Annotated in this window: 17 protein-coding genes; 12 read left to right on the top strand and 5 right to left on the bottom strand. The window is 64.8% G+C overall.

What is annotated here, in order from left to right:
- Positions 1-13 precede the first annotated feature (13 nt).
- Both E4K65_RS33785 and E4K65_RS33780 read right to left on the bottom strand, forming a co-directional pair.
- Positions 14-625, bottom strand: a complete 612-nt coding sequence (locus E4K65_RS33785) for a LabA-like NYN domain-containing protein (RefSeq protein WP_135177808.1) — start codon at positions 623-625, stop codon at positions 14-16.
- Positions 626-943: 318 nt separating this feature from the next.
- Positions 944-1,849 carry a helix-turn-helix domain-containing protein gene (locus tag E4K65_RS33780; RefSeq protein WP_135177807.1) on the bottom strand — a complete coding sequence of 302 codons (906 nt, stop codon included), beginning with the start codon at positions 1,847-1,849 and terminating at the stop codon, positions 944-946.
- Positions 1,850-1,900: 51 nt separating this feature from the next.
- On the opposite strand from E4K65_RS33780, the gene pobA reads away from it, so the two are divergent.
- A complete protein-coding gene (gene pobA / locus E4K65_RS33775) occupies positions 1,901-3,073 on the top strand; it encodes a 4-hydroxybenzoate 3-monooxygenase (RefSeq protein WP_027549423.1) in 1,173 nt (390 codons plus the stop codon).
- 62 nt (positions 3,074-3,135) lie between these two features.
- Here pobA and E4K65_RS33770 read toward each other — a convergent pair whose 3' ends face one another.
- From E4K65_RS33770 to E4K65_RS33760, 3 genes are all read right to left on the bottom strand, one after another.
- Entirely contained in the window at positions 3,136-5,286 is a 2,151-nt protein-coding gene (locus E4K65_RS33770) for an adenylate/guanylate cyclase domain-containing protein (protein WP_135177806.1), read from the bottom strand.
- 18 nt (positions 5,287-5,304) lie between these two features.
- Positions 5,305-5,976 carry a hypothetical protein gene (locus tag E4K65_RS33765; RefSeq protein WP_167771370.1) on the bottom strand — a complete coding sequence of 224 codons (672 nt, stop codon included), beginning with the start codon at positions 5,974-5,976 and terminating at the stop codon, positions 5,305-5,307.
- A 186-nt stretch (positions 5,977-6,162) separates the two neighbouring features.
- Complete coding sequence (locus E4K65_RS33760) at positions 6,163-7,302, bottom strand: HD domain-containing phosphohydrolase (protein ID WP_135177804.1); 1,140 nt, start codon at positions 7,300-7,302, stop codon at positions 6,163-6,165.
- A gap of 268 nt (positions 7,303-7,570) precedes the next feature.
- Between E4K65_RS33760 and E4K65_RS33755 the strand changes: the two genes are divergently transcribed.
- The 11 genes from E4K65_RS33755 to E4K65_RS33705 all read left to right on the top strand — a co-directional run bounded on the left by E4K65_RS33755 (position 7,571) and on the right by E4K65_RS33705 (position 19,352).
- Positions 7,571-7,894 (top strand): STAS domain-containing protein, encoded by a 324-nt coding sequence (locus E4K65_RS33755; protein ID WP_167771369.1) that lies wholly within the window; start codon positions 7,571-7,573, stop codon positions 7,892-7,894.
- Positions 7,894-8,259, top strand: coding sequence for a response regulator (locus E4K65_RS33750; protein WP_008142319.1), 366 nt, complete (start codon positions 7,894-7,896; stop codon positions 8,257-8,259). The genes E4K65_RS33755 and E4K65_RS33750 overlap by 1 nt, the downstream gene beginning before the upstream one ends.
- The gene (locus tag E4K65_RS33745) at positions 8,256-10,310 is read left to right on the top strand and encodes a chemotaxis protein CheA (protein ID WP_135177802.1); all 2,055 of its coding nucleotides are present in this window, start codon (positions 8,256-8,258) and stop codon (positions 10,308-10,310) included. Before E4K65_RS33750 ends, E4K65_RS33745 begins: the two co-directional genes overlap by 4 nt.
- Positions 10,310-10,771 carry a chemotaxis protein CheW gene (locus E4K65_RS33740; RefSeq protein ID WP_167771368.1) on the top strand — a complete coding sequence of 154 codons (462 nt, stop codon included), beginning with the start codon at positions 10,310-10,312 and terminating at the stop codon, positions 10,769-10,771. The genes E4K65_RS33745 and E4K65_RS33740 overlap by 1 nt, the downstream gene beginning before the upstream one ends.
- Before the next feature lie 41 nt (positions 10,772-10,812).
- Positions 10,813-12,510 (top strand): methyl-accepting chemotaxis protein, encoded by a 1,698-nt coding sequence (locus E4K65_RS33735; RefSeq protein WP_135177800.1) that lies wholly within the window; start codon positions 10,813-10,815, stop codon positions 12,508-12,510.
- 65 nt (positions 12,511-12,575) lie between these two features.
- A complete protein-coding gene (locus E4K65_RS33730) occupies positions 12,576-13,052 on the top strand; it encodes a chemotaxis protein CheW (protein ID WP_027549415.1) in 477 nt (158 codons plus the stop codon).
- Between the two features lie 59 nt (positions 13,053-13,111).
- On the top strand, positions 13,112-14,914 hold the full coding sequence (locus E4K65_RS33725) for a methyl-accepting chemotaxis protein (protein WP_135177799.1): 1,803 nt from the start codon (positions 13,112-13,114) through the stop codon (positions 14,912-14,914).
- Positions 14,915-15,044: 130 nt separating this feature from the next.
- On the top strand, positions 15,045-15,899 hold the full coding sequence (locus tag E4K65_RS33720) for a CheR family methyltransferase (protein ID WP_135177798.1): 855 nt from the start codon (positions 15,045-15,047) through the stop codon (positions 15,897-15,899).
- 16 nt (positions 15,900-15,915) lie between these two features.
- Positions 15,916-17,007, top strand: a complete 1,092-nt coding sequence (locus E4K65_RS33715) for a protein-glutamate methylesterase/protein-glutamine glutaminase (RefSeq protein ID WP_135177797.1) — start codon at positions 15,916-15,918, stop codon at positions 17,005-17,007.
- 5 nt (positions 17,008-17,012) lie between these two features.
- On the top strand, positions 17,013-18,740 hold the full coding sequence (locus tag E4K65_RS33710) for a methyl-accepting chemotaxis domain-containing protein (protein WP_135177796.1): 1,728 nt from the start codon (positions 17,013-17,015) through the stop codon (positions 18,738-18,740).
- Positions 18,741-18,893: 153 nt separating this feature from the next.
- On the top strand, positions 18,894-19,352 hold the full coding sequence (locus E4K65_RS33705; RefSeq protein WP_135177795.1) for a hypothetical protein: 459 nt from the start codon (positions 18,894-18,896) through the stop codon (positions 19,350-19,352).
- Positions 19,353-19,394 lie beyond the last annotated feature (42 nt).

Below are 19,394 nucleotides of genomic sequence, written 5' to 3'. Positions count from 1 at the left end.
GCCTTCCGCAGGATCACTCCACCTGGTCGCCGCGATCGACCGCTACGCGCGCGAGGAATTGCGGCGACTGACGCGTCTCGCGCGTTCCCGGCCGATTGGCCGGATCGCGTCCCACTTTTGGTTTCAGTTCTGCCAAATCGATGAATACGTCCGCCTGTCGGCGCAGGTCGTCGGCGACCATGGCTGGCTGAGTGGAGAGCGCGGAGACGACCGTCACGCGGACACCGCGGCGTTGCAGGGCTTCCACCAGCGAACGAAAATTCCCATCGCCCGAGAACAGCACGATCTGATCGACGTGCTCGGCGAGCTCCATCGCATTTACGGCGAGCTCGACATCCATGCTGCCCTTCACCTTGCGGCGGCCGGTGATTGCGTCGACGAATTCCTTCGTGAGCTTGGTGACGACGGTGTATCCGTTATAGTCGAGCCAATCGATCAACGGGCGGACTGACGAATACTCCTGATCCTCGACGACGGTCGTGTAGTAGAAGGCCCGCAACAGCGCACCTCGGCTTTGGAATTCGCCGAGCAGACGCCTGTAATCGATGTCGAAGCCGAGCGCCTTGGAGGTGGCATGGAGATTGGAGCCATCGATAAAGAGTGCAATCTTCTCAATCGAAGGCATTATGCAAAAATCTCCAGTTGCACGCGAAAGTACTGAAGGCGCCGATGGCTTGCTGAAAAAAGCAGCGCAGACGACCGGACAGGGGCGGCCGTCTTGCGCCTAGGTTAGGGAGGACCCAATAGCCACCAGCGCCAGGGCGCCGAATGCAGCCAGGGTAAGGCGCGCGCATTTCCCACTCAATCGTACTGAGGTAAAGGGTCTCTATCCAAAGGATAGGACCCCATATACGAAGGTAGGTGGCTGCGCCGGCAACGAAGGCCGTTGCGGTTCACAGCTTGGCCTTCGGCCATAGGTGCGGCTGTCCGATCGGCCGATGTGTCAGCCTTCATCGCCATGCAGCCGGGTGCGAAAGGCGCGCGGCGATAGCCCCGTGGCGGCAGCATAAACACGGCTGAAATAGGCGGGATCCTCGAAGCCGAGCGCGTAGGCGATCGTCGAGACCGGAAGGTTGGTGTAGACGAGGTTGCGCCGCGCCTCGCGGATCAGGCGGTTGAGGATCAGGTGCGAGGCCGTGTCGCCAGTCGCGGCCCGCGTCACCCGGTTGAGATGGGTCGGCGTGATCGACAGCGCGCCTGCGTAGTCCGCGACGCTCCAGCGTTCCAGATGGTGCTGCTCGAGCAGCGCCTCGAAGCGGCGGAACAGGCCGGATTCGGCCGTGCCATTGCCACCGCTCTCGCTCGTGAGCGCGCGGGCCACCAGCCCGATCATCGCCGCCGACAAGGCGCGCAGCACATGCGCGCGGCCGAAATCGCGAGCGGCGTGTTCGGCGAAGATCTGCTTCATGGTGGTGCGGATCTGCGGCGTGCTGCGCACCACGCCTGATCGTGACAACGCGCCGCGCAGGCCTTCGGCGGCGAGCAGCGCCTCGTCCAGGATCTCCGCCGCGATGGTCAGCACCCAGCCCTGGGTCTCTGGCACGAAGCGGAACCCGTGGACGTGTCCGACGGGTACGTTGACGATCTGCATCGGCCTCAACGGCACCACGCGTCCGTCGAGCGTCGCCTCGCCGCCGCCGCGCTCGATCAGCAGCACCTGGTGCAGCCGGGCATGGCGGTGCACGGCCAGGGTCCAGTCGTGAAGCACCGAGCGGGACGCGATCGTCTCGCAATGCACGACGTCGGGCAGGTCGCCGGACTCGCCGAACAGATTGTAGACCCGGATCGCGGGGGCAGGGGCGGCGCTTCTCATGTACGAATAGTACAAGACAAAGACGAAACCCTCCATCGGTTTGCGCAGTCAAATCTGCAAAAAAAGTGCTGTCGGGAGGACGCAAAAATGAAAGTTCAGGTCTGTATCATCGGCGGCGGGCCGTCCGGGCTGCTCTTGTCCCAGCTCCTGCATCTGAAGGGCATCGACACGGTCGTGCTGGAGAAATACAGCCGTGAGCACGTGCTGGCCCGGATCCGCGCCGGCGTGCTCGAGCACGGTTTCGCAAAACTGATGCGCGAGGCGCAATGCGGCGAGCGGATGGACCGCGAAGGCGAGATCCACCGGGGGTTCGAGATCGCCCATGACGGGGTGCTCTCCCAGATCGATCTGCACAAACACTCCGGCGGCAATTCGGTTCTGGTCTACGGCCAGACCGAGCTGACGCGCGACCTCTACGAGGCGCGCGATCGTCTGGGCGGCAAGGTCGTGCATAATGCGCAGGACGTGACGCCGCATGACCTGGCGTCGGATCGCCCCTACGTGACGTACCGATCGAACGACGAGATCGTTCGCGTCGATTGCGACTACATCGTCGGCGCCGACGGCTTTCACGGCGTCAGCCGCAAGTCGATCCCGAAGGACGTGCTGCGCGAGTACGAAAAGGTCTATCCGTTCGGCTGGCTCGGTGTGCTGTCGCGCACCAAGCCGGTGTCGCCGGAGCTGATCTACGTGAAGCACGAGCGCGGCTTTGCGCTGTGTTCCTTGCGCTCGCAGGTATTGAGCCGCTATTACATCCAGGTGCCGCTCACCGACAAGGTGGAGAACTGGTCGGACGATGCGTTCTGGGCCGAGCTGAAGCGCCGCCTGCCGGAGCAGGTCGCCGGCCGCTTGATCACGGGGCCCTCGATCGAAAAAAGCATCGCGCCGTTGCGCAGCTTCGTCGCCGAACCGATGAGCTACGGCCGCCTCTTCCTCGCCGGCGATGCCGCCCACATCGTGCCGCCGACCGGCGCGCGCGGGCTGAACAGCGCCGCCTCCGACATCTACTATCTCTACCATGCCATGCTCGCACATTATCAGAGCGGCGATGATTCCGGCCTCGAAGGCTATTCCGCCAAGGCACTGGCGCGGATCTGGAAGGCGCAGCGTTTCTCCTGGTGGATGACGATGATGCTGCATCGTTTCCCCGATCGTCTCGACTATGAGGATCGTCTTCAGCAGACGGAGCTGGAATATCTTTTCTCGTCCGAGACGGCGCAGCGCCTGCTTGCGGAGAATTATGTGGGACTGCCGTTTTAAGCGGGCTTATTTTCGGCGAACGCGGCGCCCTCTTTCACCCTCCAGGGGAGGGTAAGCGGCCACTACTTCCCTTCGAGCGTGTTGACCGGCGTCCACTCCGGCGGCGGTGGATTTGCGACGAGCGCTCTCGCGCGCTTTGCAAACATGGATGATGGCGGATCGACCTTCGCCACCCCGTCGAACGTATCGGCCGCCTTCGCAAACTCCCTTGCCCGCCAGCACGTCAGCCCTTCCGCATAGGCCGCGGTGACCTTCGTCTGCTCACCGCTTTCCGCGCCTTTCTCCGCAAGCGGCTCGAACACCTTGATCGCCTCGCCGCGGCCCAGCACCCTGATTGCGTCGAGCTCGCGCCAGGCGAAGGCGTCAGCTGTCTGCGCCACTGTCGCCTCCGAGGCCATGATCGCGGTGCCGTAATATTTGTTCGCACCCTCGAGCCGCGAGGCGACGTTCACGGTGTCGCTCATCACGGTGTAGTTGAAGCGGCGGCGGGAGCCGATATTGCCGACCACGGCTTCGCCGCTGTTGAGCCCGATCCGGTGCGACAGGCCGTGACCCGCGAAGACGGCGTTGTTGGCGTTGAGGTCCGCCAGTTTTTCGTGGCACTTCAGCGCCGCACGGACGGCGTTGCGCGCGTGGGCGGGATCGTCGGCGGGCGCGCCGAACATGGCGACGATGGAATCGCCGATATATTTGTCGACATAGCCGCCATGGCCTTCGATGATGTCGGTCATGGCGGAGAGATATTCGTTCATCATCGTGACCAGCTCGCCCGGCGTCATCGTCTCTGCGATCGAGGAGAACCCGCTGAGGTCGGAGAAGAACATGGTGACGTTGCGCATCTCGCCACCGAGCGCCGGCATCTTGCCGGAGGTAACCATGGTGTTGATCACTTCAGGGGCGAGATAGAAGGCAAAGCTCCTGCGCAGGAAGCGCTCGTCGCGATCGGCCAGCACGAAGCGGTAGCCGATCATCATCGCGAGCGCGGCAAGGCTTGCGAGCGCGGGCTCGGTGAGCGGCAGTGCCAGTGCGTGAACGAACGCACCGAGGGCCACGGCGGCGTAAACGGCGGTGAGGCCGAGCCATGCAATCAGTGCGCCGCTCGGCGCAAGCATGCAGGCGGCGCAAGCGATGACGAGCGCGAACACGATCGTGAGAATGTTCCGCGCGGGAAAGCCGAGCTCGGTTACGGCATCGCGCTCGATCAGGTTTCGGACCGCGGTGGCATGCACGAAGACGCCGGCGATGTCGCTGCGGGCCTTCTGCACGGTGCCCGCCGGGGCGGGCAGGGCGCAGCGCGGCGCGGGCGAGCCGTCATTTCCGCGGGACAGGCGCATCGAGGTGAGCTTGCGGTCCTCGAAATTCAGGACTGTGCCGAGCAGGACGACCTTGCCCTCGAAGGCGCGGTGGAAGAAATCGCGATCGCCCTTCTCGACGCAGGCGCGCAGGTCGGCGAAGGAGAAGGTCGGGACGTCGCGTCCCAGCCCTCGAAAGTTGAGCGTCATTGTATTCGGTATCGCGCTCGGGATCGCATAGCCGGACAGCTCGGTCGCGCCGGACGGCGCAATTTCAGGCTTTCCGCCAAGCGCACGCGCAGCGAGCTCCACCGCCATCGCGGGGATCGGCCTGCCCTCGATGGCAAAGCTCAACGGCATTCGTCGGATCACGTCGTCGTGGTCGGTGTGGACATTGAGCGCGCGGACGGTGTTGCGCACTGCCACCTGCTGCGCACGATAGGGCACTTCCGGATGGTCGTTGCTCAGGATTTCGCCGAGCACCAGCTTGCCGCTGTCGGAGAGTTGCCGGAGCGCGATGAGGTAGTCCCGGTCAAATCCTCTTATGCGACTGCCGAACGACGTATCGCCGAACGGAATCTCCGACTGCTCGATTGAGTTCTTGAAGATGACGTCGAAGCCGATGACCTTGGCGCCGCCTTCGGTGATACTTCCGAGCACCCGGCCGATCTCGCGTGTCCAGGTCTGCGTCGGCGATCCCTTGAAGGGCGGGGTGTCGTAGGTCTCACCATCGATGGCCACGACGACGACCGGCGATGTCGCGGGATCACGGCGGTCGCCGACCAGCTTGCCGCGCATCGCGGTGAGGATGTCGAGTGACAGGCCTTGCAGCGTCTGAAGCGGCGGAGACGTGAAGACGGCGCCCGCGAGGAGCGCAATCAGGATCGTCGCAACGATGTCCCGCCTTCCGATCCGCCGCATCGCCCCGTCGCAAGCCGCCTATTCGAGCCGCAGCAGGCGGCCGACGATCGGCGTCGGCGATGACGTGGCGCTGGCATCGACCTGGAAGGCATAGCGCTTGGCGCCGAGAATGGCGAGATAGCTGCCGCCGGGGGTCAGCGACTTCCCGGCTTTGGCAAAATCATAGAACTTGCCGCCGATCATGGTTTCGTTCCTGAGCGGCACGCTGATCGTGGGTTCCTTGCCGTCGGTGCGCTCGATCACCAGCGTGCTGCCGCTCTTGGCCTGCACCAGCGGTGCGACGCCGTAGATCGTCGGCAGCTTGGGGGCCGGCGCGCCCTTGGCGTCCGAGCGCACGGTGCGGAAGGTGGTCGCGGCGCTCTGGTTGGCCTCTCGCTCGGACAGCTGCGCCGCGTTGGTGTCGCAGGGCACCTTGTCCCGCTTGACCTCGCCGAGCTGCACGGTGCTCTGCTCGGCGCCGACCAGCACGACGCCTTCGCTGATCGTCTCGCGCAGGCAGGATTTGAGATAGCTGAGCGTGACGCTCGCCTTCGGGCCGAGCTTGATGATCTTGCCCGGCGCCACATAGTCCATGAACGCGATGCCGTCGACCTTGCCCTGGACGTCCTCGACGATCGCGGCCGGCGTCTCCGCCAGGGCGGGGGTCGTAATATAGAGCGCGCCGACAACGGCGCCGATCAGGCTTTTCATGGGTATTCTCATCCAATTCGACCGCTGCTGTGCCGGTCCCGTCCTGGTCCGATACTTAGCAGCGGAGCGCCCAGGCAAGTGTGACCAGAATCACTCTTAGATATTGGTGCACTCTATCAGGAACGGGTTCAAACCGGCGACCGGAGAAAACAGAGCCGCGGCAAGCTGTTGGCCGGATAGTCCATGTCAGGCGAGCGAAACGGCCTCCGGCGAGCGGTCATTGGCCGGACGGCCCTCGACGGCTCGCTCCATACCAGGAGCGGGCGTGGCCTCGGCCCTCTGAAATGGTGCCGCCTGCTGCCCGGCGGCGATCTCCACGACCTCGTCCCAGCGCGACAGAAAAGCCTCGACGCAGGCCGGGTCGAACTGCCGTCCCTGGTTCTCGACCAGGTAGTTGCGCGCCACCTCGAGCGGCATCGGCTCTTTATACTGCCGCCGCGTCGTCAGCGCGTCGAAGACGTCGGCGACCGCGACCACGCGTGCTGCAACCGGGATCTCGTCCGTCTTGAGGCCGTTCGGATAGCCCGCGCCATCCCAGCGCTCGTGATGGCCTGCGGCAATCTGCGCACCGAGCTGGATCAGCTCGCAGCCGGAGTCCGCCAGGATATGCGCGCCGATCATGGCGTGGGTGCGGATCACCGCCATCTCCGCGTCGGTCAGCCGGCCGGGCTTGAGCAGGATATTGTCGGGAATGGCGACCTTGCCGACGTCGTGCAGCGGCGCGGCGAGATAGATGTCGCGGCAGAGCCGCACCGGCAGGCCGAGCTGCTCGGCGATGATGCGGCTGTAGCGGGCGACCCGCAGGGTGTGCTCGCCGGTGTCGTTGTCGCGGTATTCGACCGCGAGCGCGAGCCGCAGGATAATCTCTTCCTCGCGCTCGCCGAGCTTGCGCGTCGCGGCCGCGACTTCGCTGGCCAGGTGCGCGGCGCGATCGTTGAGCTTGCGTACGGCTGCACCAAGCTGAATCAAATTCCGCAGGCGTACCGTCATCTCGACGCTCTGCGGCTGCTTGGGCAGGAAATCGGTTGCACCGGCCTGCAGCGCTTCCATCTTCACGTCATCGGTCTGCCGCGACGTGATCATCGCGATCGGAATGTCGGCGCAGCCGGGAAGGGTGCGGAGCGTGCGGATGAAGCTGATGCCGTCCATGTGCAGCATCTCGTAGTCGACCAGCACGAGGTCGAAGACGCGCTCGCGTGCGCAGGCCAGCGCCGCCACGGGATCGAGGAAGGTGGTGGCCTCGACCAGACCTTCGGCCTCGATGTGACGTTTCAGAAAGTTGAGGACGGAGCGGCTGTCGTCAACCAGAAGCGCTTGGGTCAGCATCGGCGGCGGGGGCTCTCTTCGCTGGCAAGGGCACGAACCGACTGCATAACCCGGGCGAATTTAACGCGAAGCAAATGCCCCGTGCGTGCGCACGGCGGCGCGGATATGCGCGCGTCGCATGGGATTTCAGCACGCTATGCGCGGTTGCATGCGGTTGCGCGAAGTCTTTGGGAATGTGACCCGTAGTTGTACGGACTCTCCCGTTAGGGGTTTGCTCACTTGATTCGCGTCAAACGTGTATCGGAATTTTGCAAGGGCGGGGACAGCGATGGCGCTCAATCCGACGGAGCCGAAGTGGTCGTTGCGGTTACCCGCCGATTGCAGCATCGCGGCCATTCGCAGTGTCTATGATCTCATTCGCGAGGCGTTCGGCCGCCAGGAGCGGCTCGAGATCGACTGCTCAAGCGTCGACAAGGCCGACGTGACGTCGATCCAGCTTCTGCTGTCGACCGCCAAGACGGGCGAGGCCCAGGGCCGCCCGGTGGTGCTCACCTCCTTCTCCCAGTCTCTGCGCAACACCCTTCGCCGCGCCGGCTTTGCCAGCGACGCGATGATCGATCAGCACTTCCCGCAAAAGAGAGATGGCACCTAATGGCCACGATTCTGACCGTCGACGATTCCCCCAGCATTCGGCAAATGATCAAGGTCGTGCTCGAGCCGGCCGGTCATAACGTGATCGAGGCCGGCGACGGCGCGCAAGGGCTCGCCAAGGCCCAGGCCGGCAAGCTCGACCTCGTGATCACCGACCTCAATATGCCCGTGATGAACGGGCTGGAGCTGATCCGGGCGCTGCGCAAGCTGCCGAGCGCGGTCGGCATGCCCATCGTGTTCCTGACCACCGAATCCAACGACACGGTGAAGCAGGAGGCCAAGAGCGCCGGCGCCACGGGCTGGATCACCAAACCCTTCAAGCCGGAGCAGTTGCTCGCCGTTGTCGGCAAGCTGGTGCGCGCATGAGTGCAATGGACCCGACCGAGGTCTTTCGTCAGGAAGCCAGCGAGCTCTTCGAAGTTCTTGAAGGAGCCCTGCTCGATCTCGGCCTGCGTCCCGATGACCGCGAACTCGTCGATTCCGCCTTCCGCGCCCTGCATACGATCAAGGGCTCGGGCGCCATGTTCGGCTTCGACAAGGTCGCCTCCTTCACCCACGAATTCGAGACCGCGTTCGATCGCGTCCGCGAGGGCGAGATCAAGCCGACGCAGGACCTGATCTCGGTCGCGCTCGCCGCCAAGGACTATATCCGCGCGCTGATCGAGGATCCCCAGTCGACCGACGACGTCATCGGCGACGGCATCCTCGACGACCTCAAGCGCTTTGTCTCGTCCGATCAGCCTGTTGCGCCGGTTGCCGAGATCACGGCGGCGGCGCCGGTCGAGAGCAAGCAGGCCGGCTGGCACCTGTATCTGGAATTCGAATCCCACATCCTTCGCAACGGCTCGAACCCGCTCGACCTGCTGGAAGACCTCTGCAAGCTCGGCCCCTGCTTCGTCGTGCCCGTTACCGACGGCATCCCGTTCCTCGACGAGATGGAGCCGGAAGACTGCTATTTGAAGTGGGACGTCAAGCTGCACGCGGTCTGCGACAAGGACGCGATCGACGACGTCTTCATGTTCGTCCAGGACGAGATGAAGCTGACCCTCTCGCCCTTGGAGCATGTCGAGGCGCCCGCGCCGATGCCGCTATTCCAGCTCCTCGACGAGGAGCCGGCGCCTGTGGCCGAGATGCCTGCGCCGGTGGCCGAGGCTGCTGCCCCGAAGCCCGCCGCAAAGGCGGAGCCCAAATCTGAACCGAAACCGGAGCCGAAGGCCGAGGCCAAGCGCGACGATCGCGGCATCGCCACCGTCCGCGTCCAGGCCGAACGTCTCGACGAACTGATGGACCGGGTCGGCGAGCTCGTCATCGCCCAGGCGCGGCTGACCCAGCTCGCATCTTCCGGCTCCGATCTCTCGATCAAGATGATCGCCGAGGAGATCGAGCGCCTCGCTTCCTCCTTGCGCGACACCACGATGGGCGCGCGCATGGTGCCGATCGGCTCGCTGTTCGGCCGCTTCCGCCGCCTGATCCACGATCTGTCACGCGATCTGTCGAAGCCGGTCGAATTCGTCACCACGGGCGAGGACACCGAACTCGACAAGACCATGATCGAGTGCCTGGCCGATCCGCTGGTGCACCTGATCCGCAACGCCATCGACCACGGCATCGAGGACACCGCAACGCGCGCCGCCAACGGCAAGACCGAGCAGGGGCGAATCGAGCTCGCCGCCGTTCATTCCGGCGCGCAGGTGCTCGTCACCGTGAAGGACAATGGCGGCGGCCTCAACACCGCGCGCATCCGTGCAAAAGCGGAAGAGCAGGGGCTGATCGCGGCCGGCGCCGTGCTGACCGATCACGAGATCCACCAGTTTCTGTTCCACCCGGGCTTCTCGACCGCGCAGACCATCTCGGCGCTGTCCGGCCGCGGCGTCGGCATGGACGTGGTCAAGCGCACCATCGAGAACATGCGCGGCACGATCGATCTGTCGACCCGGCCGGGCCAGGGCACCACCGTGACGCTGCGCCTGCCGTTGACGCTCGCGATCATCGAAGGCCTCCTGATCCGTGTCGGCGAAGGCCGCTACATCATTCCGCTGTCGGCGGTGGAGGAATGCGTCGAGCTGACGGCCGAGGATGAGCGCGCGCGCGGCCGCAACTTCCTCAACGTGCGCGGCAACCTCGTCCCGTTCCTGCGCTTGCGCGAGATCATGTCGTCGTCGGGTTCGCCCGACCGGCACCAGAAGACGATCATCATCTCGACCGGCGAGAGCCGCGTCGGTCTCGTCGCCGACCAGATCATCGGCAACCACCAGACCGTGATCAAGTCGCTCTCCAAGCTGCATTCGGATGTCACGATCTTCTCGGGCGCGACCATCCTGGGTGACGGCACGGCGGCGCTGATCCTCGACGTCGCGCAGCTCGTCGCACTGGCGCAGTCGAAGGTCGAGAAGCAGCACATCAGCGAGGCGGCGTGATGAACGAGAGTCTGGCGGGCGAGCATCAGACGGGCGCGATGCAGGTCGTGATGATCGGCCTCGGCGAGGAGAAGTTCGCGCTCGACGCGGGCCTCGTGCGCGAGATCATCGATCCCGTGCCGGTGACCAAGGTCGCCGGCGCGCGGGCGTTCGTTCCCAGCGTGATCAACGTACGCGGCAACGTCATCCCGCTTGCGGACCTGCGCATCCGCTTCGGCATGCCGCAGCTCGACAACTCGGCCGACACGCGCATCGTCGTCATCGAGCTGGAGCTCGACGGCGAGCCTGTCCTGGTCGGCGTCACCGCCGACAAGGTCTACGAGGTCACGGAGATCTCGCAGACCGACGTGCAGCAGACGCCGCGCGTCGGCATGCACTGGAAGCCGGAGTTCATTCGCTTCATCGCCAAGTGGCGTGAGGAGTTCGTCATCGTTCCCAACATGGAACGCATTCTGAATTGAAATGGGTCCCAGGGGCGGGACTTGAGGTTTAGGGGCTGGAAATGAGATTTACGGTCAAGGCGAAGCTGGCCAGCGCGTTCGGCGCGATCATCGTTCTGTCCGCGGTGGCGGGCAGTGTGGCTTACATGAAGCTCGGTGACATGATGGCGACCGCTGACAGCATGGTGCTCCGTGCCAAGCGTATGGAAAGGGCAACCGAAATCGAGAAGAACATCCTGTTCCAGCTTCGCGCGGAGAAGAACGCCATTCTCGCGACCGAAGCCGAGGCCGAACAGTTCGCAGCTGACGCCGCCAAGCGGCGCAACGATGTGATGAAGACCCGCGACGAGGTCTACGCTATGGCGAGCGAAACCGGCAGGAAGCTGCTCGACAGCTTCGCGGCCGCCTACGCCAAGATGAATACCTATCAGGAAGAAACGTTTCGACTGGCGAAGACCGACAAGGCCAAGGCAACTGAGCGTTCAATGACCGAAGGCCGCAAGGTCGTTGCTGACGCGCTCGAGCCGATCGAGGCCTACGTCGAGAACAGCAAGAAGCAATTGGCCGAGCAGGCAGTTCAATCGAAGGAAGAGGGACACCAGGCGCAGTTCATGCTGATGGCGCTGGTTGGAATCTCGTTGATGATTGCAGTCGGTGCGGCGTTGTGGATCTCGATCTCGATCAGTCGGTCGCTCGGCCGGGCGGTCGGACTTGCCGGCGCGGTTGCCGACGGCGATCTCAGCCAGACCATCCCGTCCGCCAGCAACGACGAGATCGGCGACCTCGTCAGGTCCCTGAACGTGATGGTCGAGAAGCTCCGGCAGATCGTCGCGGAGGCGTTGACTGCCGCGCAGAACGTCTCGGCCGGCAGCCAGGAGCTCTCCGCCAGCGCCGAGCAGCTCTCGCAGGGCGCGACCGAGCAGGCCTCGTCCGCCGAGGAAGCCTCCTCCTCGATGGAGGAAATGGCCTCGAACGTGAAGCAGAACGCCGACAATGCCAACCAGACCGAGAAGATTGCCGCGCAGTCCGCCAAAGATGCGGAATCCAGCGGCGCCGCCGTCGGTCGTGCGGTCAATGCGATGCAGACCATCGCTGAGAAGATCACCATTGTGCAGGAAATCGCGCGGCAGACCGATCTGCTGGCGCTCAACGCCGCGGTCGAAGCGGCGCGGGCCGGCGAACACGGCAAGGGCTTTGCGGTGGTTGCTTCCGAGGTCCGCAAGCTCGCCGAGCGCAGTCAGGCGGCCGCGGCCGAAATCGGCACGCTGTCCACGGAGACGGTGAAGGTTGCCCGTGAGGCCGGCGACATGCTGTCCAAGCTCGTGCCCGACATCAAGAAGACTGCTGAGCTGGTCCAGGAGATCACCGCCGCCTGCCGTGAACAGGACGTCGGCTCCGCCCAGATCAACCAGGCGATCCAGCAGCTCGACAAGGTCGGCCAGCAGAACGCCAGCGCCTCCGAGCAGGTGTCCTCGACCTCGGAGGAGCTCGCTTCGCAGGCCGAGCAGCTCCAGTCCACCATCTCCTTCTTCCGCATCGACCATGCCGTCCGCGGCGGGAGCGCCGCGCCGGCGCCGATCGATCGTGCCGTGACCCAGCTCCGCGCCAAGGCGGCGCACATGGCTGCGGCGGATCGCGGCGTGAAGAAGCCCGCGCCTGTCCGCAAACCGGCACGTGCGATGAAGGTCGCAGGCGGGGGCGGCTTCGCGTTCGACATGCACGACGGCGAAGACGACCGCGACGCCGAATTCCAACGCTGATCAAGCGGTCCGGCCTCGCGCCGGATCGTGCTCATTCGCAAACCCCGGGACCCCTGGACTGCAGCATGGCCGCAACCTCGCAATATCTGACGCTCGGACTCGCCGGCGAGACGTTCGGCATCAGTATCCGCAACGTCCGCGAAATTCTCGACATGCGTCCGATCTCGCGGCTGCCGCATGCGCCGAACTTCCTGCTCGGCATGATCGACGTGCGCGGCAGCGGCTATCCGATCGTGGACCTCCGGACCAAGCTCGGCCTGCCCAGCGTGGCGGCGACCGAGGCGACCCGCATCATCATCCTCGATGTGCCGATGAAGGACCGTCTCGTCGGCGTCGGCTTCGTCGCCGATTGCGTGTTCGAGGTCACCGACATCGACGAGCAGGCGATCGAGCCCATCCCCGAGGTCGGCGGCAAATGGCAGTCCGACTATGCCGCCGGTATCGGCCGCAAGGGCGAGAAGTTTGTCGTGATCTTCGACCTCGCCAAGCTGATGGCGCATGACGAGATCCCGGAAGGGCGCGATGCGCCCCGCGCCGCCTGAGTTTGCAAGTGTAAGCATTGTCAAGCGTAAGCCCCCCAATTCGAACCAACGAGATTGACATGAGATTCACCGTCAAAGCCAAGCTTGCCAGTGCCTTCGGCGTCGTCATCCTGCTCTCCATGATCGCCGGTGCGGTCGGCTACATGAAGCTGTCCGACATGGTTGGCACCACCGAGAGTCTGGTGAGTCGTGCGGGCCGTATGGAGAAGGCCTCCGAGCTCAAGGAAGGCATTCTCCTCCAGCTTCGCGCGGAAAAGAACTCGATCCTCTCGTCGGATGCCGAGTACGATCAGTTCGTGGCCGATCTCGCCAAGACCCGCGAACAGCTCGCCAAGTCTAGGGACGAGATCTATGCAGCCGCCAGCGAAAACGGCAGGAAGCTGATCGATGGCTTCTCCGTCGCCTATGGCAGGATGAACGCCTACCAGGACGAGACGGTCAAGCTCGCGAAGACCGACAAGGCGAAGGCGATGGACCGGTCAATGCATGACGGCCGCAAGGTGGTCGCCGATGCGCTTGATGCGGCCAATGCCTACATTAACAACGTCAAGAAGAACATGGCGGAGCAGGCCGAGCAGGCCAGACAGGACGGCTCGCGCGCCGAGATGCTGCTGATGAGCCTGGTGCTTGCCTCGCTGCTGATCGCAGCGGTCGCCGCTACCTGGATTGCGCTCAACATCAGCCGGGCGCTGGCACAGGCCGTCGGCCTTGCCGACGCCGTTGCAATCGGCGATCTCAGCCACAAGATCGAATCGTCGAGCAATGACGAGATCGGCGATCTCATCAAATCGCTGAATGCGATGACCGTGAACTTGAATGCCACCGCGGCGGTCGCCAACGAGATCGCGCAGGGCAATCTCATGGTTGAGGCCAAGCCGCAGTCGGACAAGGACACGCTGGGTCTTGCCCTGGAGCGTATGGTGGAGAAGCTCCGGCAGATCGTGTCGGAGGCGCTCACCGCGGCGCAGAACGTCTCCGCCGGCAGCCAGGAGCTCTCCGCGAGCGCCGAGCAGCTTTCGCAAGGCGCGACCGAGCAGGCTTCGTCAGCCGAGGAAGCCTCCTCCTCGATGGAGGAGATGGCCTCGAACGTGAAGCAGAACGCCGACAACGCCAACCAGACCGAGAAGATCGCGGCGCAGTCGGCCAAGGACGCCGAGGCCAGCGGCGCAGCCGTCGGACGTGCCGTCAATGCGATGCAGACCATCGCCGAGAAGATCACGATCGTGCAGGAGATCGCACGTCAGACCGATCTGCTCGCGCTCAACGCGGCGGTCGAGGCCGCGCGCGCCGGCGAGCACGGCAAGGGCTTTGCCGTCGTCGCGTCCGAAGTACGCAAGCTTGCCGAGCGCAGCCAGGCTGCGGCGGCCGAGATCGGCACGCTCTCGACCGAAACCGTCAAGGTCGCGCAGGAAGCCGGCAATATGCTCTCCAAGCTCGTCCCTGATATCAAGAAGACCGCCGAGCTGGTCGAGGAGATCACCGCGGCCTGCCGCGAGCAGGACGTCGGTTCGGCGCAGATCAACCAGGCGATCCAGCAGCTCGACAAGGTCGGCCAGCAGAATGCCAGCGCCTCCGAACAGGTTTCCTCGACCTCCGAGGAACTCGCCTCGCAGGCCGAGCAGCTCCAGTCCACCATCGCTTATTTCCGCATCGAGCAGGGTGGAAAGGGTCAGGCGGCCGCACCGATCGACCGGGCGGTCAATCAGTTGCGCGCCAAGGCGGCCACCATGGCGGCCGTCGAGCGCCCGGCCAGGAAGCCGCTGGCCAAGCCGGCGCGTGCCATGAAGGTTGCAGGCGGCGGCGGCTTCGCCTTCGACATGAATGACAGCGAGGACGATCGGGACGCCGATTTCCAGCGCTAGGGCTCTTTGAGAGATCGGCCCCCACCGGGGCCGATCTGTCTTCAGTGATTGCGTGAAGTGTGGGATTTGAGATGGCCCGGACGGCCCGACATTCAGTGCAGGCGGCCATCGCGAACCGGGGTCGGCGACCATGATGCCCGCCATGCAGGACACGGCCGTGCATCTGTCGGACCGCCACTTCCGGACCATCGCCGAATTGATCGAGGGCAAGGTCGGCATCAAGCTGCCGCAAGGCAAGCGGCTGATGCTGGAGGGGCGGCTGCACAAGCGCGTGCGCGCGCTGAACTTCTCCGACCTCAACGAATATGTCGACAACCTGTTCGGGGCGGAGCATTTCGACACCGAGCTCACCCATCTGATCGATGTGGTGACGACCAACAAGACCGACTTCTTCCGCGAGCCCCAGCACTTCACCTTCATGCGGGACGTCGCGATTCCGGCCCTGCTCAAATTGCATGGACGCAGGAACGCAAACCTGAAGATCTGGAGCTCGGCGAGCTCCACCGGCATGGAAGCCTACACGACCGCGATGGTGCTGGACGACATGACGCGGAACGGCTCGCGGTTTCAGTACCGCATCCTCGGGACTGACATCTCGACCGCGGTGCTGCGCCTCGCCAAGGCCGCGATCTACACCCGCGACGTGCTCGCGCCGGTGCCGGAGCCCTTCGTGAAACGATACTTCCTGTCGTCGCGGGACAGGTCGCGCGGCGAGGTGCGGGTGGTGCCGGAATTGCGGCGCATGACGCATTTCATGCGGATGAACCTCATGGATGCGTCCTATCCCGTCGATCGTGACGTCGACATCATCTTCTGCCGCAACGTCCTGATCTATTTCGAGCGCGAGACGCAGCGCAAGGTGATCGAGCAATTGTGCAGCCATCTGCGGCCCGGCGGCTATCTGCTGGTCGGGCATTCGGAATCGATGATTCACAGTGCCGTGCCGGGTTTGAAGCAAGTTCAGCCAACCATTTTCAAGGTCTAGCCGGAGCGCAACCAGAATGCCGAGGGAGAAAGTTCGCGTGCTGATCGTGGACGATTCGGCGTCGGTGCGCCAAATCCTTCAGACGATCCTCAATGACGATCCGGACATCGAGGTGACGGGGACCGCGTCCGATCCGTTCGCAGCTGCGCGCCGCCTCCAGAACGAGATCCCCGACGTCATGATCCTCGATATCGAGATGCCGCGCATGGACGGCATGACGTTCCTGCGCAAGATCATGGCGCAACGTCCGATCCCGGTGATCATCTGCTCCTCGCTGACCGAAGAAGGCTCTGACGTGATGTTCGAGGCGTTCGAGGCGGGCGCGGTCGACATTGTGCCGAAGCCGAAGATCGACACGCGGCAGGCGCTGCTCGAATGCTCCACCCGGCTGCGCGAGGCCGTGAAGTCGGCGGCGCGCGCCCGCGTGCGCCCGCGCGCCGCGCGCCGGGGGGTCGAGAAGAAGCTGACGGCCGACGCCATCATCCCGCCGCCGGTGCAAGGCAGGGTCCGGCCGACGACGGAGCGCATCGTGTGCATCGGCGCATCGACGGGCGGCACCGAAGCGCTCAACGACGTCCTCGAGATGCTGCCGCCGCACTGCCCACCCATCGTCATCGTCCAGCACATGCCGGCAGGTTTTACCGCGGCTTTTGCCAGACGTCTCGACAGCATCTGCCAGATCCGGGTCAAGGAGGCCGAGGACGGCGAGCCGGTGCTGCCGGGCTGGGCCTATATTGCCCCGGGCGCCCGTCACATGCTGCTCCAGCGCATCGGCCTGCGCTACCAGATCGCGATCAAGGACGGCCCGCCGGTGTCGCGGCATCGCCCGTCCGTCGACGTGCTGTTCCGCTCGGCGGCCCAGTACGCCGGCGCCAACGCGCTCGGCGTCATCATGACCGGCATGGGCGACGACGGCGCGCGCGGCATGCTGGAGATGCGCAAGCTCGGTGCCTCGACGCGGGCGCAGGACGAGGAAAGCTGTGTGGTGTTCGGCATGCCCAAGGAGGCCATCGCCCATGGCGGGGTCGAGAAGGTCGTGCCGCTTCACCATATTTCGCGCGAGATCATGCTCTGGTACCAGGCCGGACACGTTGCGGTGGCAGGTTGATTGCGATGCCCACCATTCCGGCCACCACACTCACTGAAGCGACTGCGGCGATCGAGGACGTCTCGTCGCGCATCGAGGACGTCTTCGCGCGCGTCGGTCGGGAGCTCGGTCGCGGCCACCTCATCTTCAAGGAGCTGAACCAGGGCCTCGCGACGCTCTCCGAGGAGCTCTCCGGCGCCGAGATCGAGGGCGCTGCGACCGCGTTGCAGGAGATCGCCGCGCGGCTCAGCGAGCTGGCGCAAACCCTGCCAGCCGAGAGCGCCCTGCTTGCGACGATTGGCACGAGTACGGCGGAGGCGTCCTCGCTGCTCAAGCCGCTGTTCAAGCACATCGGGATGATCACCATTATCGCGCGCAGCGCGCGGATCGAGGCGGCCTCGCTCGATGGCGACCGTGAGGGCTTTCTTGCCTTCACGCAGGAAGCCTACGATCTCGGCAAGGCCGTGCAGCGCTCGATCGAGGGCTGCGCACGGGACCAGCAACGCCTGTCGGAAGCCGTTGCCACCGCCTCCGTCCGGCAGAAGGAGTTCGAGAGCCGTTACGGGAACCAGCTGGTCTCGGAGAGCGCCGAGCTCGCCGATGCCTATGGCGGATTGCGCGACCAGCGCAGCAAGAGCAGCCATGTCGCCGACCTCGCCAGCGCCAGTACCAGGAAGATCGCCGAGGCGGTCGGCAGCGCGATCATCTCCTTGCAGGCCGGCGACAGCACGCGCCAGCGCCTCGAGCATGTCTGTCACGGTCTCGGTCGTGCGTCAGGACCTTCTCCAAGCCTCGTTCCCGAACCGGTCACGAGCGATGACGGCGCACGCGCCATCGGCCTGTTGCAGGCGGCCCAGCTCAGGGACGCCCAGCGCGAGTTCGGCGGCGACATCGGTCAGATCGTTCGGGCGCTGACGGCTATCCTGCATGATGCCGGCAGCGTCGTCGGCAACGGCCGCACGCTGTTCGGTGGCGAGGATGGCGGCTCGTCGTCGTTCCTGACGCGCATCAAGCGGATACTGGCGCATGCTTCGACCCTGATCGCCACCTGCGAGAGCGCCGGCCGTTCGGTCGATGACGCATTGGCCATTGTCGAGGATACGCTGGGGAAATTTCGCCAGGCGATCGCCGGGCTCGCCGATGCGACCGTCGACATCACCCTGATCGGGATGAACGCCGGCCTCAAGGCAAGCCATCTCGGCAGCCGCGGCAGCGCCTTCGTCGTGATCGCCAACGAGCTCAAGGCGACTGCCGACCAGGTTTCGGCGGGGGCGGCGCGCCTCCGGCCCGTGCTCGACGGCATTGAGCACTCGGCCAAGGCGCTAAAGGAGCTGCGCGTGCAGGGCGATCCCACGCAGCTTGCCAACCTCGAGCCGCAGATCCTCCAGGCGCTCCGCGAGGTCGAGGCCGGCAACGAGCGGCTCGACAAGCTGATGAGCCGGCTCGTCGACGAGGGCGCGGAATTCGAAGGCCTGATGAATTCGGCGCAAGGCCTGATGAACAAGCTCGGCGAAAGCTCCGCGACTTTGCCTGCGGTGGCCGCGCGCCTCGAGACTGCGAGTGCGGTCGCCCGGCGACCGCAACCGATTGCGCAGGACGAGGCCATGCTCGACGATCTCTTCGCGCGCTACACGATGGAGCGCGAGCGGGACGTCCACCGGGAGTTCCTGCAAACACTCGGGCTTGCGTCGATCACCGCCACGCGGCGCGTCGAGGCGGTCGAGACCGCCGATGACGGCATAGAATTGTTTTGATGTCGGCGCCGGCGTCGCCTCGCGCGCCGGCGGCAATTCGATGGATTGGGTTTTCGGGGTGTTAACCCTGCCGAAAGCGCCGATGGTTTGGTCATTGTCGCGCCCCAGAGTTCGTCGCAAATACCTGTCAAATTTCACGTCGAGAAATGTCGCATGTTGAGAGACGGCAAATATGCTGCCTGGTTCAGAACCCCGCGCGGCCAGGGCACCGGCGTCGTGGATCTGATTGAGGGCCGGATCTCGGGCAGCGACAGCTTCTTCACCTATGGCGGCTCTTATCGTGTCGATGAGAAGCACTTCTCGGCCGTCTTGATCGTGAACCGGTACGCGGATGGTCCGCCGAGCGTGTTCGGGCCGGACGAGGTCGAGGTCGATCTTGCGGGGGTGTGCAGTGGCTTGGTCGCGACCTGCTCGGGCACGGCCAAGCAAGCGCCCGACGTCAAGTTCGAGGCGACGCTGATCTACAGCCAGGAGGATGCGCCGGCCGCCGACGCGCGATGCGCGGTCGTGAAGCTCAATGCCGACAAATTGCCCAAGAGCCTCGACAGCCGCTCCCGGCCGCGCCATCCCTTTGCGCCGCCCAAGGGGCCCGCAAAGGCTCCCGCGTCTTAGCTTTGCATTGACGCTGTTGTCGCGAAAACCCGTCGTCACCGC

The sequence above is a fragment of the Bradyrhizobium niftali genome, assembly GCF_004571025.1.
Taxonomy (GTDB): domain Bacteria; phylum Pseudomonadota; class Alphaproteobacteria; order Rhizobiales; family Xanthobacteraceae; genus Bradyrhizobium; species Bradyrhizobium niftali.
The sequence above is the reverse complement of the archived record's forward strand: the minus strand, read 5'-3'. Positions and strand labels throughout refer to the sequence as shown.